Origin of the sequence: Heyndrickxia sp. FSL W8-0423 (genome assembly GCF_038009395.1) — a bacterium.
In the GTDB taxonomy this organism is placed as follows: Bacteria; Bacillota; Bacilli; order Bacillales; family Bacillaceae_C; genus Heyndrickxia; species Heyndrickxia sporothermodurans.
In genome coordinates this window covers 929,415-945,011 of sequence record NZ_JBBPBE010000001.1, presented here as the reverse complement: position 1 = coordinate 945,011, position 15,597 = coordinate 929,415, and the positions used below count along the sequence as shown (strand labels likewise).

Sequence of the window (15,597 nt, the reverse complement as noted above, 5' to 3'; positions counted from 1 at the left end):
TCTCCCATTTAATTCAAAACTCCCAGTGATTATTCCGTTCCCATCATTCAAAACAGGGGTCATGATGATTTTCGTTTAATTATTTGTCGTAAATTAAACCCTAAATCCATTATACCTAATATTCTTACTAGATATTGAAGAGGGAAGAGTAAAAATGAAAAAATAATAATCAAAACCGGAATTGCTTTTGGCCACTTTTTTTCATAGCTATAAAAATAAAGGAAAGAAAATCCTTGAAGTAACATTAATAATTGTAAAACAAAATTTAAGTTAGCTAATGCTGTGTTTGCAAAACTGCCTTGTTCAGGCTTTAAAATAAGCGTCAATATAATTGTTATTAAATAATACCATAATATGCTTCTTGGTAATTGTAAATCCCCAAATGAATTCCACTTCGGAGTATCGATTTGAAAACGCCTAACTATTGGCAAATTAATCGATAACAATATCCAAATAATAAGGAAGGATGCAGTTACAAGCAGACTCGGCAATAGAATTGTAAACGAATTCAGAACGGTATTGAATTGATCCATCAGTTGATCAGAAGATCCTTTGTCTACTGCTTCAAAAATTTGCATGGACTTATTCATTGATTCACGGACCATTTTGATTGTGTCTTTTAAAATGTCTATCTTAAAAAAGACGACCGAAACAACATATTGACCGATTGTATTTAGTAAAAACATGATACTTGCAGCTATGTATAGAAATGTTTTGGACTTTTTCCTTTGAATGCTGTAACCGATAACCATTCCTGTCGTACCGTAGGCGATTGCTACCGGAATTAATAACAATGTTCCTACTAATGCTGAAATAATAATTCCTCCAATTAATAACACAAACGAATATTTTAAAGGATATTTAGCACTATAGAGGATGAACGGTAACAATAGAAAGGCAACCGCAATTAAAGACAAAAATGGGATATAGTTGAAAATCAAAAGTAAAATCGTGAAAACAGCGAGCATTAAAGCTCCTTCTGTTAACATTTTTGTGTTTTTCATTCTTTCACCTCATGTATCTATTAGGTTTATACTACCATATGAAGGAAGTCTAGACAAAAAAAACAGTGCCCTTCAAAGACACTGTTTATTAGAACAATTAACCTGTTTATTAGCTATTCAACTTAAAATGGCTAATTACATTTTGTAAATCATAGCTTAATTCCGTTAAGTTACTGGCTAATTCCGCAACAGATTGAATGGCTCTTAATTGTTCATCCGTCGAAGCGCCAACTTCTTCACATGCTGCAGCCGTTTGTTCTGACATTGCCGCCATGTTTTGGATAATATTTACGACCTCATCTTTATGAGTAGATACTTCTTGTATCCCATTATATACAGAAGTGATTGATTGCTGCATAACATTCATAAGCTTTGTTATTTCCTCAAAGGTTTGATTCGTTTCATTAACTACTTCTGATTGTTGCATCCACGTTTCCTTTGTTTTCTTCATTTCATCTACTACATGATGTGTTCCTTCTTGTATATTTAGTATCGTTTGCTTTACTTGGTCTGTTGCCTTTACTGACTGTTCTGCCAGCTGCCGAACTTCTTCAGCTACTACCGCAAATCCCTTTCCGTGCTCACCGGCACGTGCCGCTTCGATACTAGCATTTAATGCTAATAAATTCGTTTGAGAGGCAATCGATGTAATTGTTTGAATTACTGTCTCAATTGAGTTAATTTTCATCGATAAATCTAAAACTACTGAAGACATCGATTGGATATATTGATCTGCTGTATTAAAGGAAATCTTTAAATCTTGCATTTTACTTATACCTAAATGATTCATTTCATTTGTTTTTAAGGCAAGATTACTCATTTGTTCAGATTTCTCATGAATATCATTAATTTGTGAACTTAAATTTGTAGAATTAATATTGGCCACTTCAGCATCCTCTGCTGATTTAGATGCGCCTTGGGCAATCTCATTTACAGCTAGTGCCATTTGTTCACTTGACGCATTCGTTTCTTCCGAACTTGCACTTAAGTTTTCAGCTGATTCCCTAACTTTTGAAATGGACTCATTTACAACTATAATTACTTGTTTAATTTTTTCAATCATTGAGTTAAAGCTATTCGCCAACTCTCCAATTTCATCATTTGAATTTACATTAGCGTATGCTTGCAAATCCCCATCTGATAATTGGCCCATTGCCGCTTTTAATTTCTTTATCGGCTTAGTAATACGAATTGAAACATATGCTAACACAATAACTGAAAGGATAAGCGTTGATACACCAATAATGATTAGAATCGTTTGTAAATCTTTTGCCAAAACTAATAAATTACCTTGATTGTATACTGCGCCTATTTTCCAACGGTTCGTTAAATTAGTACTATATACGAGCACTTTGCTATTTTTGCCTTCTTGATAGTTAATAATTCCTCTATCCTTATTTTCCTTCATCATTTGCTTAATAAAAGGAATCGTTGTTAAATCCTCGCCATGTGTATCTTTATATATAATTGACTTTCCATCAGAATTGACGATAAACGGGATCCCTTTGTATCCAAGTTTCATATTAGATATCCGGTTGGTAATTTCAGACATTTTAATATTTGCTCCAATTACACCAACGATCATACCTTTATTTATAACAGCTTTTGAAGCGGTAATAATATATTCATTTGTTGCAGGATCTTTATATGGTTCAGTCCAAACGACTCTCCCTGTGGTGGTAATCGCATTTTTATACCAATTTTGTGTAGTTGGATCCGCATCCGCTGATAAATTAGCTTTTGGTAAAGCAACAATTTTTTTATTTGTTGTTGCGAAGTATGTTGAAGTTGCTTCCTTATATGTATTTAAATAACCTGTTAATATGTCTTTAATTACTTGGTCATCTTGCTTTCCCTTCTCTTTGTTATTAATGGAAAGTCCCTGATAACCATATTCCCCAATCTTTTCATACGTACTAATTTGTTCAATGCTTTTTTCGTATTGATTAAAATACAACTGGATTGAGTAGTTTAGTTCATTAACCATTCTATCTGTTTCAGAAATGACATTTTCTTTTGTTTTTTTACTCGCTTGCCATGTTGTAATTGCAATCATTGCTGTAAACGAAACAATTAACAAAATGGTCACAACAAAAATAAACTTAAATTTTATAGATTTAAACACTATCTTTTTAGCACCTACCTATAAGATTACCCTATAATATTGAAACTACTTTTAATTTCGACATATTTCATCAATAGTTTAGAAAATCGGAATTTGTTGTAATATTCAAATTACCAAAACCTACACAAAGCCATAATAGGCAAAAAAAGAAAGCTACTGGTCAAACAGACCAATAGCTTTCTTTCTTCTTATTATTCACCAGATACGTATGGTAATAAAGCCATAGTACGTGCGCGTTTGATAGCAATCGTTAATTTACGTTGGTATTTTGCGCTTGTTCCAGTTACACGACGTGGAAGAATTTTTCCACGTTCAGAAATAAACTTTTTCAAAAGATCTACATCTTTGTAGTCGATATGTGTGATTCCGTTAGAAGTAAAGTAACACACTTTACGACGTTTACGTCCGCCTCTGCGTCCACCTGCCATGTTATTTCCCTCCATTTCTTAATTAGCTATCGTTAGAATGGAAGATCATCATCTGAGATGTCAATCGGTTGACCATCATTTGAAAATGGATCTTCATCTACTCGTGTATATCCTTGGTTTCGTTGATTCTGATTTTGGTTGAATGGTGTGTTTTGATTTCCTTGACCACCGCCATAAAAATCATTGTTGCCGCCACGATTAGGGTTAGCATTAGCATTTCTTGGTTCTAGGAATTGAACACTTTCTGCCACTACTTCAGTAACATATACGCGTTTTCCATCTTGTCCTTCATAATTACGAGTTTGCAAACGACCGTCAACACCTGCTAGACTTCCCTTTTTCAAGAAGTTCGCAACGTTTTCCGCCGGTTTACGCCATACTACACAATTAATAAAGTCTGCTTCCCTTTCACCTTGTTGATTCGTAAACGTACGATTCACAGCAAGAGTAAAAGTGGCAACAGCAACCCCACTTGGAGTATATCGTAAGTCTGGATCTTTCGTTAATCGACCTACTAATACGACTCGGTTCATCATCAGAATCAACCCCTTCCTTTTTAAAAACTATGTTCCACGTGAAACATAGCTATCATTTATATAATTACTCTTCTTCTTTAATGACGATGTGACGGATAATGTCGCCACTGATCTTAGCAAGACGGTCAAATTCTTGAACCGCTTCTGGGTTAGCATTTACAGTTACGAGACGGTAAAAACCATCACGGAAGTCTTCGATTTCATACGCAAGACGACGCTTACCCCAGTCTTTAGATTCGATGATTTCCGCACCTTGAGTTGTTAAAACGTTATCGAAACGTTCAACGAGAGCTTTTTTAGCTTCATCCTCAATATTTGGACGGATAATGTACATAATTTCGTACTTTTTCATCTTTCTGTCACCTCCTTATGGACTATGCGGCCCTTTTAATAAGGGCAAGGAGCAATGTTTAATATACGTTCATTACTCACAAGTAGTAATTATAGCACATCAACTAGCCATGTGCAACGGATGTCCAATCTTTTATATCAATCTTGTTTCAATTATCATAACACAAACATTTGTTCGCGTAAAGTGTTTATCATACTTTTCCTTTGAAAATATCTTTTACAAAAAAAGGCAGTGCAAAAAGCACCACCTTACTTTTTTATTCTTACACATTAAATCTAAAATGCATAACATCTCCATCTTGTACAAGGTATTCTTTTCCTTCTAGACGAACCTTTCCAGCCTCTTTTGCTGCAGTCATTGAGCCGCCAGCAATTAGATCGTCAAATGAAACTGTTTCCGCACGAATGAAACCTTTTTCAAAATCAGTATGAATAATACCCGCACATTGTGGTGCCTTCATTCCTTTTTTAAATGTCCAGGCACGAACTTCTTGGACTCCGGCTGTAAAATAAGTCGCCAATCCAAGTAAGCTATAAGCAGCTTTAATTAATTGGTCCAACCCTGATTCTTCAATTCCTAGCTCTGAAAGGAACATTTCCTTTTCATCATCGTCTAATTCAGCAATCTCCTCTTCAATTTTTGCACAAATGACTATTACTTCTGCACCTTCATTAGCTGCATAGTCACGTACCTTTTGAAGATTTTTATTACTAGAAGGATCCGCAACCTCATCTTCTCCGACATTAGCAACATAAAGAATTGGTTTGCTCGTTAACAAATGAAGGCCTTTTACAAGTTTTAATTGCTCATCCGTAAATTCAACTGAACGAGCAGGTTTGTCCGATTCAAGTGCCTCTTTTAATTTAGTTAGCACTTCAAACTCTGCCACAGCTTCTTTATCCTTTTGCTTTGCCAATTTTTCAACACGAACAATTCGTTTGTCTACTGTCTCTAAATCAGCTAAAACCAGTTCTAAGTTAATTGTTTCAATATCATCAATCGGATCGACTTTTCCGGATACGTGTGTAATATTTCCGTCCTCAAAGCAGCGAACAACATGACAAATAGCGTCTACTTGACGAATATGAGAAAGAAATTTATTTCCTAGTCCTTCTCCTTTACTTGCACCTTTTACAATTCCCGCGATATCAGTAAATTCAAATGCTGTTGGAACAGTTTTCTTTGGTTGAACGAGTTCTGTTAATTTATTTAAACGTTCATCTGGAACTTCTACGATCCCTACGTTTGGGTCAATTGTACAGAATGGATAGTTGGCAGATTCTGCTCCAGCTTTCGTAATTGCATTAAATAAAGTAGACTTACCGACATTTGGCAATCCTACGATCCCTGCTGTTAGTGCCATTATGGGTCACTCCTCTTGAAAGAATATCTATATTATTAGATTGAATTTATCGTTTCTGCATACCTTTCACAATTATATGGATTATCCTAAAAAAGCGCAAGCATCATAGAATGTCCCATAGAAAAAAGCATGAATCTATTCTTCATGCTTTACTAATACTTTCTTCATTTTTCTAGAAAATTCCCTTCTAGGGATCATCACACTATGTCCGCATCCTTCACATTTAATACGGATATCCATTCCCATTCGAATGATTTTCCATCGGTTTGTTCCGCACGGATGCTGCTTTTTCATTTCGACAACATCATTAAGTCCAAATTCCTTTGGTTCCATCATTTACTCTCCCCTTACTTCTTCATTATTTCGTGAATACATGACAAGCTTCGGAAACGGAGCATGAATCCCATGCTGATCGAGAGTCTGTTTGACTTCCTTTCTAATCGCTCTAGCTATATACCAGTGCATCATTGGGACCGTTTCGGCTATTATCCTTAATTGTATATCAGAAGTTCCTAATTTTTGAACACCGAGCAATTCCGGTTTATTAATGATTTCTTCATACTTATCTTGAAGTCCTTCCAGTAACTCTTCGATAATTTCTTCCGCTCTTTCAATGTTTTGTTCATAAGGAATATTAATATCAACAACAGAAATACTGTTATTGATCGAGTAATTTGTAACTTCGGTTATATTTCCGTTTGGAAGAATATGAACTTCCCCTGTCCAGCTTTTGATCTTTGTCGTTCGTAATCCAATTTCATCAACGGTTCCCATAAACTTACCAACACCAACATAATCCCCAACCGAAAACTGATCTTCAAAAATAATGAAAAAACCGGAGATAATGTCTCGCACCAGACTTTGAGCACCAAATCCAACTGCTAAACCAACGATTCCTGCTCCCGCTAACAATCCTTTTACATCAATATTTAATGAAGATAGAATTGTTATTAAGGCAATAAAATAAATCAAATAGGTTAAAACATTTTCCAAAAGCTTTAAAAGTGTGTTCTCCCTTCGCTCCGATACTCGTATTGGCGATTTAGCCCTTACTTTAAACACGTTTCGTATCGTTGCTCTTCCTATTCTAATCACAATAGATGCAACTACGAGAATAATAAATATTTTTAGAATCAATTCTCCTAAATGTATCCACAGTTCTCGATCAAACAACTCTCCTGCAACTTTTTCAGTGGATTTTTCCAATGAATTCAATTCAAACACCAACCTAAAAAAGATTCGATTCTAAAAAAATAGCATAAAAAGACATGCAGATAAACTAATAATCATAATAATTTTTTATTTTCCCCAAAACCTCTTCCTTTATGTATAGAAAAATAATTTCCTCCGTATACTGTTAATACTATTAACGAGGAGTGGACGAAATGAAACTAGGGAAAAGGTTTTTTGAACAAAAAGTGGATGAAAGAAAAATCCCTCATGATGAACCGCTTGCAAAAGAAATCATCTCAACGCAAATTTTATCAATGCTTCCGATAAAAGACGATCAGCCTGTTATCATTGTCTGCATTGGAACAGACCGTTCCACTGGTGATTCATTAGGACCACTCACCGGAACATTTCTTCAAGAAAAAGGGCCATCTATATTTTCAGTTTATGGGACATTAGATGATCCAATCCATGCCGTCAATTTAGAAGAAAAGTTAAAAGCCATCCATGAAATGCATGAAAATCCATTCATTATTGCTATCGATGCATGTCTTGGAAAATTGAAAAGTGTCGGCATGATTCAAATTATGGATGGACCTGTAAAACCCGGAGCTGGAGTCAAAAAAGAATTACCGAGTGTCGGAGATATGCATATTACCGGGATCGTTAATGTTAGCGGCTTCATGGAATTCTTTGTTCTGCAAAATACACGATTAAATTTAGTCGTCAAAATGGCAAAGACAATTGCAGGAGGCATCTACCGTGCAAGTCGTGCCTACCAACAACCTCATATCCATGAACTAGATTGGGATAATAATCATGAACGGACAATCTAACTAAACAGGGAAAGTTAACCTTTCCCTGCCAACTCAAATACTACAAAATTTAAATAAAGAGATTTTTATAAAAATAAATAACTGTAACAATAATAGCAACTACCAAAATTCCCGGAAGCAAATTTGCCACCCGAATCTTCGTTATCCCCGCGATATTTAAACCTATCGCAACGATCATAATCCCACCAGTCGACGTCATTTCGACAATAAAGGAATTCATTAGCGCATCTGGAATAACCCGATCAATTTGCGTTGCAAAAATAGCGATAAGCCCTTGATAAAGAAACACCGGAATGGCTGAAAAAATGACACCAATCCCTAATGTTGTGGTTAAAATTAAGGCTGTAAACCCATCAATAATTGCCTTTGTATATAATACATTATGATCCCCACGTATCCCGCTATCCAATGCACCGATAATTGCCATTGCTCCAATGACGAATATTAGTGTTGCTGTAACAAAACCTTCAGAGATATTCCCTTGTTCATTTGAACCAACCCTTTTTTCCAGCCAGTTCCCAAGTTTATTTAATTTCTCCTCTATCATCGTCATTTCACCAATGACAGCGCCAAATACTAAACTCAAAATAACTATTAAAAAATGCTCGCTTTTTAACCCCATTTGCAGTCCTAAAACAATAACTGCAAGTCCAATGGCATACATAACTGTTCCTTTTACTCTTTCAGGAATTTTATGTAAAAGTTTACCAAGTAGAGATCCGATAACGATGCAAATTCCATTTACAATAGTTCCTAAAAGTACCATAGATCCACCTGCCATATGAAAAAATAAACCATCTACATAGATGGCCTATCAGTCATTATTTTTATCTAATAGCTCTAATATCCGTTCTAAATCTTCATCCGAGAAAAACTCAATCTCTATTCTACCTTTTTTCTTTGATTTTTTGATGGATACTGTCGTGCCAAATCTTTCTCGCAATGCACTTTCAGTTTCACGGATAAATACATTTTTTTCCTCTTTTGGTTTCTTTGTTTCACGTGAAACATTATCATTTAATTGCTGAACCAATTTTTCCAGTTGGCGAACATTTAATCCATCATTTATTACCTTTTCGGCAACTGGTAAAAATTTATCCTTTTTCTTAAGACCTAAAAGGGCACGCCCATGTCCCATAGAAATTTTCCCATCCGTGATAAAAGCTTGGATCTTTTCCGGTAATGCCAGTAATCTTAAATGATTCGCTATATGGGGGCGGCTTTTACCAAGTCGCTTTGATAACTCCTCTTGTGTTAAGTTTAATTTATCCATTAACATCTGATACGCATTTGCTTCCTCAATCGGAGATAAATCTTCCCGTTGTAAATTTTCAAGAACAGCTAGCTCCATCATTTGTTGCTCAGTTAAATCACGAATAACGACAGGTACTGTCTGAAGTTTTGCTTCTTTAGCTGCACGAAAACGTCTTTCTCCTACAACTATTTCATACCCTTTAATGCTTTTTCGAACGATAATTGGTTGTAGAATTCCATGTTGTAGAATTGAATCTTTTAATTCCTCAATCGCTTCAGGTTGAAATATTTTCCGTGGTTGATAAGGATTCGGTCTGATTTCCTTTAGCTTAATCTCTTGAACAGAATCCTCTTTATTTACATCAACATTAGCAAATAATGCATTAATGCCCTTTCCAAGTCCTTTAGCCATTCATAGCCACTTCCTTTGCTAAATCTAAATAGACCTCAGCCCCTCTGGATTTAGAATCATAAATAATAATCGGTTCTCCATGGCTTGGTGCTTCGCTTAATCGAACATTACGAGGAATAATCGTCCGATAGACTCTATCTTGGAAATACTTTTTCACTTCTTCAATAACTTGGATACCTAGATTCGTCCGAGCATCCAACATTGTAAGAAGTACTCCTTCTATTTTTAACTCTTGATTTAGATGTTTCTGAACTAACCGGACAGTACTTAGTAACTGACTTAATCCTTCAAGTGCGTAGTACTCACATTGAACAGGAATTAATACAGCATCCGAAGCGGTTAGTGCATTAAGAGTTAATAATCCTAAAGATGGTGGACAGTCAATCAGAATATAATCGTAATCATCCTTCACTGCCGCTAATGCGCGTTTTAGCCGCACTTCTCTAGATATAGTTGGGACTAGCTCAATTTCTGCACCTGCTAATTGGATTGTTGCAGGAACTGAATCTAATCTTTCTACTCCCGTAGCTTTGATTACTTCTTTTATATCAATATCATCAACTAGAACATCATAAATACACTGCTGGACATCACCTTTATCAATACCTGCTCCACTAGTTGCGTTCCCTTGTGGGTCAATATCAACTAACAGCACCTTTTTCCCAATATGTGCTAAGCAGGCACCCAAGTTTACTGATGTAGTCGTTTTACCGACCCCACCTTTTTGGTTGGCAATTGAAATAATTTTGCCCAAGCGTGTCACCTACTTTCAACTTCCTATTAAATTGGCAATCATATTATCTATTTTAACAAAATTTCAATTAGAAGGTTTAGTTTTTATAAAAAAAAAGAGAAACTTACAAGAACAAGCTTCTCCGAATCTAGTTATTTATTATTTTTTCGGGATTTTAATCGTAATTTGATAGTATTCATCAAACTCTTCTTCTTCTGAGTTTAGTTTGATTCCATTATCCTCAACCATTGTCAACGATTGCCGAATGGTATTAACGGCAATTCTCATATCTTTACTAAATGCCTGACGACGCGGCTTTTGTTTCCGTTCTTTTTTATTTAATAATCGTTCTACATAATCTTCTGTTTGCTTTACATTTAAGTTTTTTTCAATAATATTTGTCAATAGATTTATTTGCTTTTCCGGATCTTTCAATGGAATTAATGCACGAGCATGGCGTTCAGAAATCAATTTTTGCAATAATGCATCTTGAACTTCTTGCGGAAGTTTTAATAAGCGTAATTTATTTGCAACTGTTGATTGCCCTTTTCCTAAACGTTGTGCTAACGCCTCTTGAGTTAAGTTATGTAATTCCAAAAGTTTCCCATAAGCAATCGCTTCTTCAATTGGTGAAAGTTCTTCACGTTGAAGATTCTCTATTAAAGCAACTGAAGCTGTCTCCGTATCATTTAAGTTTTTTATTATTGCAGGGACAGTATCCCATCCAAGCAATTGCATAGCCCTATATCTCCGCTCACCAGCAATGATTTCAAATTGACCGGAACTATACTCACGAACAACTATTGGCTGAATAATACCATGTGTATGTATGGTGCGTGCTAATTCTTCAATTTTATTCTCATCAAATACTGTTCTTGGTTGAAAACGATTGGGGACTATGCTAGAAATAGGAATCTTCCTAACTTCTTCATTTTCATTTACTATTTCTGTTTCCGACTCTTCCACCTTTTCGCCCACACCAAAAAAACGAGAGAAAGGATGCTTCATCGACCGACACCACCTTTAAGAGACTCCCTATCTACCTATTCTTTATTATAAGACAAGTTCCTGCATTTTCGTTGGTTAATTTTCGAGTTTTTCTTACATGATTAAACAAAAACTTGTTAAGTAATTTAAATTTCCCGTAGAAAATTCGCAAATAAACAAGAAGATTTGATTATTATGGCAAAAAACTTATTATTATTTCCTCATTCTAATGGCATTTTATTTGGCGTTCCCGGTTTTCTCGGATATTTCTTAGGAGTCTGTTTGCTTTTTTTAATCACAATAATATTTCTTTCGCTTTCTTCATACGGCAAAGTGAAAGAGTAAGTATTCTCCACATCTGCGCCAAGTAAACGGATTGCCTTATTAGCACTAGTTAACTCTTCCTTCGCATTTGCCGCCTTCATTGCAATAAATAACCCACCTTGTTTTACCAATGGAATACATAATTCACTAAGAACTGACATTCTAGCCACAGCCCTAGCTGTTACAATATCGTACTTTTCCCTATGCTCCGTCCTTTTTCCAAAAGTTTCAGCACGATCATGATAAAAGAAAGTTTCCTTTAATTCCAACTCTTTTGCAAGGTGCTCTAAAAAGGTTATTCGTTTTTGGAGCGAATCAACAATTGATACCTTTAACTCTGGGAAACAAATTTTCAAAGGAATACTAGGAAAGCCCGCACCCGCTCCTACATCACAAATATGATAAGGCTTGTTTAAATCAACATAAAAGGAAGCGGTAATAGAATCAAAAAAGTGCTTTAAATACACATCACCTTTTTCAGTTATTGCTGTTAAATTCATCTTTTCATTCCATTCCACAAGCAACTCAAAATACCGATTAAATTGTTGTAATTGCTTAGAGGAAAGAGAGATTCCCTTTTCCTCTAAGAGAGTTGTAAATTGCTCAATATTCATAAATTTATTCCATCCTTACTGGTTATTCTTTCGCAACCTTTGCAATCCGCCCTTGTTCAATATAAACAAGTAAAATGGAAATATCAGCTGGATTTACACCAGATATTCTAGATGCCTGCGCAATTGATAATGGCCGAACTTTACTTAATTTCTGTCTAGCTTCCGTCGCTATTCCATTAATTGCATCATAATCAATGTTTTCAGGAATCTTTTTATCTTCTAGTTTCTTTAACCGCTCTACTTGCTGTAATGACTTCTCAATATAGCCTTCATACTTAATTTGTATTTCGACTTGTTCGGTCACTTCTTCTGGTAAATCTTGTTCAGCTGGAATTAATTCATGGATATGACTGTAAGACATTTCAGTACGTTTTAATAAATCTGAAGCACGTATTCCGTCTTTTAGTTCACTTCCTCCTGCTTGTCGGATTAATTCCTGTGTTTTTTCATTTGGTTTTATAATAATGGAACGCAATCTTTGCTTTTCTGCTTCAATTTTTTCCTTTTTAGCGACAAATTTTGCATATCTTTCTTCTTTAATTAAACCAATTTGATATCCTAAATCTGTTAAACGTAGATCTGCATTATCATGTCTAAGCAATAGACGATATTCCGCACGGGAAGTTAGTAAACGATAAGGTTCGTTTGTTCCCTTCGTGACTAAATCATCCAATAAAACACCAATATAAGCATCTGATCTGCTTAAAATAACTTCTTCTTGTCCTAATGCATTTCTAGCTGCATTTATACCGGCCATGAGCCCTTGACCAGCAGCTTCTTCATATCCGGATGTACCATTTATTTGTCCCGCGGTATAAAGGTTTTTCACTCGTTTTGTCTCTAATGTAGGCCATAATTGTGTAGGGACGATGGCATCATATTCAATGGCATAGCCCGCACGCATCATTTGTGCTTTCTCTAATCCCGGAACGGTTGCCAGCATTTTTAGTTGAACTTCTTCAGGTAAGCTTGTTGATAGTCCTTGTACATAAACTTCCTGTGTGTTTCTTCCTTCAGGTTCTAAGAAAATTTGATGACGCGGTTTATCTGCGAATCGAACAATTTTATCCTCAATAGATGGACAATACCGCGCACCTGTTCCTTTCACCATTCCGGAAAACATTGGTGATCGGTGTAAATTTTCATCAATAATATGATGTGTCTGTTCATTTGTGTACGTTAACCAGCATGGAAGTTGATCCGTTATATATTTTGTTGTTTCGTAGCTAAACGCTCTTGGTTTTTCATCACCCGGTTGAATTTCAGTTTTACTATAATCGATTGTATGGCTGTTAATTCTTGGTGGTGTACCTGTCTTAAATCGAACTAATTCAAAACCTAATTTCTCTAAATGCTCGGAAAGCTTAATAGATGGCTGTTGATTATTAGGTCCACTTGAATATTTTAAATCACCGATAATGATTTCTCCTCGTAAAAAGGTTCCCGTCGTAATTACTACCGTTTTCGCACGATAAACCGCACCTGTTTTTGTAACTACACCGTTACAAACTCCGTCTTCGACGATAAGTTCTTCAACCATACCTTGAAGCAGTGTTAAATTAGGTTCATTTTCAAGTGTTTTTTTCATTTCATTTTGATATTGGAATTTATCAGCTTGAGCTCGTAAAGCTTGAACTGCAGGCCCTTTACCGGTATTTAACATTCTCATTTGAATATATGTTTTATCAATATTTTTACCCATTTCTCCGCCGAGTGCATCAATTTCCCGAACGACGACTCCTTTTGCGGGACCCCCTACTGATGGATTACAGGGCATAAATGCAACCATATCTAAGTTAATGGTCACCATTAAGGTTTTTGCGCCCATTCTTGCAGCAGCTAAACCTGCTTCACAGCCTGCATGTCCAGCCCCGACAACAACGACGTCAAATTCCCCAGCATCATACTTTTGCATAGTAAATCCCTCCTTACTTTTATTTGTCCAGCTCCAGCGCCTAACGGCTAGCGTATTTCTACGTCTTCCCCTTACGCCGATGACCAAGGCGCCTCCGCTTCTCTTACTTCCCTAAGCAAAATTGCGAGAACAGTTGATTAATCAAACTTTCTTGGACGGTATCTCCGATAATTTCCCCTAGTAATTCCCATGTTCTTGTTAAGTCAATTTGGATAATATCTATTGGTGTACCCATTTCAATTCCGGAAATTACTTCCTCGATTGAATCTAATGCCTGCCCAATTAATGCGATATGGCGACTGTTTGAAATATAGGTTATATCGGATGCTTCAATAGAGCCTTGAAAATACATAGAAGAAATAGCTTCCTCAAGCTCGTCTACACCTTTTTCTTCCAATAGGGAAGTAGAAATAATCGTATGTTTATCAGCTAATTGCTTTACTTTGTCCATATTTATTCTTTTTTGTAGGTCAGTTTTATTTATTATAACAATAACGTCCATACCTTTAACGGCTTCGAAAAGTTTCATATCTTCAGTCGTTAAATCATCCGCATAATTCAATACGAGAAGAATTAAATCTGCCTCTTTTAACACTTTTCGTGATCGTTCCACACCAATCCGTTCAACAATATCTTCCGTCTCACGAATTCCGGCGGTATCAACTAAGCGTAGAGGAACCCCTCGTACATTGACGTACTCTTCAATGACATCCCGTGTTGTCCCAGGAATATCCGTTACAATCGCTTTATTCTCTTGTACTAAACTATTTAATAAAGAAGACTTTCCAACATTCGGTCTGCCAATAATGGCCGTAGATAAGCCTTCTCTTAATATTTTCCCTTGGTGGGCCGTTTGTAAAAGTTTCTTCAATTCATCTCTTATATATTCTGCTTTCTCCTTCAGCATCCGATGTGTCATTTCCTCCACATCATCATACTCGGGATAATCAATATTTACCTCGACATGCGCGACAACTTCTAATATTTCTTGACGGAACTTTTTCACTAGTTTAGAAAGTCTTCCTTCCATCTGACCTAAAGCTACCTTCATTGCTCGATCCGTTTTCGCACGAATTAGATCCATGACAGCCTCTGCTTGAGACAAATCAATTCGTCCATTTAGAAACGCTCTTTTCGTGAACTCGCCAGGTTCGGCTAATCTCGCCCCATGCCTCAACACCAATTGTAAAACACGATTTACCGATACTAGTCCACCATGACAGTTTATTTCTACAACATGTTCCCGCGTAAATGTTTTTGGAGCCTTCATCACACTTACCATAACTTCTTCTACTAGTTCCTTCGTACTCGGATCGATGATTTTCCCATAATTTATCGTATGTGATTGGACATTCCTTAGTTTCTTCCCATTTACCCCTACGAAAATTTTGTCAGTTATTTCAATAGCTTGATCGCCACTTAACCGAACGATAGCAATGGCCCCCTCGCCCATCGGCGTCGATATAGCCGTAATTGTATCAAATTCCATCCTTCCTCACCTCAATTCCATATTTGTTTAGTCTATATATCAAGCTTTATTTACG

The 15,597-nt window shown here is 36.1% G+C and carries 16 protein-coding genes; 1 reads left to right on the top strand and 15 read right to left on the bottom strand.

The window, feature by feature from the left end; all coding sequences use genetic code 11:
- Positions 1-59: 59 nt before the first annotated feature.
- From MKY81_RS04805 to MKY81_RS04770, 8 genes are all read right to left on the bottom strand, one after another.
- Positions 60-1,004: a YybS family protein gene (locus MKY81_RS04805; protein WP_066235815.1), complete on the bottom strand. Its 945-nt coding sequence runs from the start codon at positions 1,002-1,004 to the stop codon at positions 60-62.
- Between the two features lie 109 nt (positions 1,005-1,113).
- A complete protein-coding gene (locus MKY81_RS04800; protein ID WP_108072518.1) occupies positions 1,114-3,129 on the bottom strand; it encodes a methyl-accepting chemotaxis protein in 2,016 nt (671 codons plus the stop codon).
- A 191-nt stretch (positions 3,130-3,320) separates the two neighbouring features.
- Positions 3,321-3,557, bottom strand: a complete 237-nt coding sequence (rpsR, locus tag MKY81_RS04795; RefSeq protein ID WP_058005131.1) for a 30S ribosomal protein S18 — start codon at positions 3,555-3,557, stop codon at positions 3,321-3,323.
- Between the two features lie 32 nt (positions 3,558-3,589).
- Positions 3,590-4,093 (bottom strand): single-stranded DNA-binding protein, encoded by a 504-nt coding sequence (gene ssb / locus MKY81_RS04790; RefSeq protein WP_066235813.1) that lies wholly within the window; start codon positions 4,091-4,093, stop codon positions 3,590-3,592.
- A 64-nt stretch (positions 4,094-4,157) separates the two neighbouring features.
- A complete protein-coding gene (gene rpsF / locus MKY81_RS04785; RefSeq protein ID WP_066235812.1) occupies positions 4,158-4,445 on the bottom strand; it encodes a 30S ribosomal protein S6 in 288 nt (95 codons plus the stop codon).
- Between the two features lie 262 nt (positions 4,446-4,707).
- Entirely contained in the window at positions 4,708-5,808 is a 1,101-nt protein-coding gene (gene ychF, locus MKY81_RS04780) for a redox-regulated ATPase YchF (protein WP_107920279.1), read from the bottom strand.
- Between the two features lie 135 nt (positions 5,809-5,943).
- The gene (locus tag MKY81_RS04775) at positions 5,944-6,141 is read right to left on the bottom strand and encodes a DUF951 domain-containing protein (RefSeq protein ID WP_066235822.1); all 198 of its coding nucleotides are present in this window, start codon (positions 6,139-6,141) and stop codon (positions 5,944-5,946) included.
- 3 nt (positions 6,142-6,144) lie between these two features.
- Positions 6,145-7,023 carry a mechanosensitive ion channel family protein gene (locus MKY81_RS04770; RefSeq protein ID WP_066235810.1) on the bottom strand — a complete coding sequence of 293 codons (879 nt, stop codon included), beginning with the start codon at positions 7,021-7,023 and terminating at the stop codon, positions 6,145-6,147.
- Between the two features lie 170 nt (positions 7,024-7,193).
- Between MKY81_RS04770 and yyaC the strand changes: the two genes are divergently transcribed.
- Positions 7,194-7,814 carry a spore protease YyaC gene (yyaC, locus tag MKY81_RS04765; RefSeq protein ID WP_066235809.1) on the top strand — a complete coding sequence of 207 codons (621 nt, stop codon included), beginning with the start codon at positions 7,194-7,196 and terminating at the stop codon, positions 7,812-7,814.
- A 49-nt stretch (positions 7,815-7,863) separates the two neighbouring features.
- Here the strand turns inward: yyaC and MKY81_RS04760 are convergent, their stop codons facing one another.
- From MKY81_RS04760 to mnmE, 7 genes are all read right to left on the bottom strand, one after another.
- Positions 7,864-8,580, bottom strand: coding sequence for a DUF554 domain-containing protein (locus tag MKY81_RS04760; RefSeq protein WP_066235808.1), 717 nt, complete (start codon positions 8,578-8,580; stop codon positions 7,864-7,866).
- Between the two features lie 48 nt (positions 8,581-8,628).
- Positions 8,629-9,480 carry a ParB/RepB/Spo0J family partition protein gene (locus tag MKY81_RS04755; protein ID WP_066235807.1) on the bottom strand — a complete coding sequence of 284 codons (852 nt, stop codon included), beginning with the start codon at positions 9,478-9,480 and terminating at the stop codon, positions 8,629-8,631.
- Positions 9,473-10,234 carry a ParA family protein gene (locus MKY81_RS04750; protein ID WP_066235821.1) on the bottom strand — a complete coding sequence of 254 codons (762 nt, stop codon included), beginning with the start codon at positions 10,232-10,234 and terminating at the stop codon, positions 9,473-9,475. Before MKY81_RS04750 ends, MKY81_RS04755 begins: the two co-directional genes overlap by 8 nt.
- Before the next feature lie 138 nt (positions 10,235-10,372).
- Entirely contained in the window at positions 10,373-11,221 is an 849-nt protein-coding gene (noc, locus tag MKY81_RS04745) for a nucleoid occlusion protein (protein WP_066235806.1), read from the bottom strand.
- Between the two features lie 200 nt (positions 11,222-11,421).
- Positions 11,422-12,138, bottom strand: a complete 717-nt coding sequence (gene rsmG / locus MKY81_RS04740) for a 16S rRNA (guanine(527)-N(7))-methyltransferase RsmG (protein WP_066235805.1) — start codon at positions 12,136-12,138, stop codon at positions 11,422-11,424.
- A gap of 22 nt (positions 12,139-12,160) precedes the next feature.
- Positions 12,161-14,053, bottom strand: a complete 1,893-nt coding sequence (gene mnmG / locus MKY81_RS04735) for a tRNA uridine-5-carboxymethylaminomethyl(34) synthesis enzyme MnmG (protein WP_066235804.1) — start codon at positions 14,051-14,053, stop codon at positions 12,161-12,163.
- A gap of 103 nt (positions 14,054-14,156) precedes the next feature.
- On the bottom strand, positions 14,157-15,542 hold the full coding sequence (gene mnmE, locus MKY81_RS04730; RefSeq protein ID WP_066235803.1) for a tRNA uridine-5-carboxymethylaminomethyl(34) synthesis GTPase MnmE: 1,386 nt from the start codon (positions 15,540-15,542) through the stop codon (positions 14,157-14,159).
- Positions 15,543-15,597 lie beyond the last annotated feature (55 nt).

Excerpts from the sequence above, each read along its gene's own strand:
- MKY81_RS04805 (WP_066235815.1), bottom strand. The coding sequence starts at position 1,004 with ATGAAAAACACAAAAATGTTAACAGAAGGAGCTTTAATGCTCGCTGTT.
- rpsR (WP_058005131.1), bottom strand. The coding sequence starts at position 3,557 with ATGGCAGGTGGACGCAGAGGCGGACGTAAACGTCGTAAAGTGTGTTAC.
- ssb (WP_066235813.1), bottom strand. The coding sequence starts at position 4,093 with ATGATGAACCGAGTCGTATTAGTAGGTCGATTAACGAAAGATCCAGAC.
- rpsF (WP_066235812.1), bottom strand. The coding sequence starts at position 4,445 with ATGAAAAAGTACGAAATTATGTACATTATCCGTCCAAATATTGAGGAT.
- ychF (WP_107920279.1), bottom strand. The coding sequence starts at position 5,808 with ATGGCACTAACAGCAGGGATCGTAGGATTGCCAAATGTCGGTAAGTCT.
- MKY81_RS04775 (WP_066235822.1), bottom strand. The coding sequence starts at position 6,141 with ATGGAACCAAAGGAATTTGGACTTAATGATGTTGTCGAAATGAAAAAG.
- yyaC (WP_066235809.1), top strand. The coding sequence starts at position 7,194 with ATGAAACTAGGGAAAAGGTTTTTTGAACAAAAAGTGGATGAAAGAAAA.
- MKY81_RS04760 (WP_066235808.1), bottom strand. The coding sequence starts at position 8,580 with ATGGTACTTTTAGGAACTATTGTAAATGGAATTTGCATCGTTATCGGA.
- MKY81_RS04755 (WP_066235807.1), bottom strand. The coding sequence starts at position 9,480 with ATGGCTAAAGGACTTGGAAAGGGCATTAATGCATTATTTGCTAATGTT.
- noc (WP_066235806.1), bottom strand. The coding sequence starts at position 11,221 with ATGAAGCATCCTTTCTCTCGTTTTTTTGGTGTGGGCGAAAAGGTGGAA.
- rsmG (WP_066235805.1), bottom strand. The coding sequence starts at position 12,138 with ATGAATATTGAGCAATTTACAACTCTCTTAGAGGAAAAGGGAATCTCT.
- mnmG (WP_066235804.1), bottom strand. The coding sequence starts at position 14,053 with ATGCAAAAGTATGATGCTGGGGAATTTGACGTCGTTGTTGTCGGGGCT.
- mnmE (WP_066235803.1), bottom strand. The coding sequence starts at position 15,542 with ATGGAATTTGATACAATTACGGCTATATCGACGCCGATGGGCGAGGGG.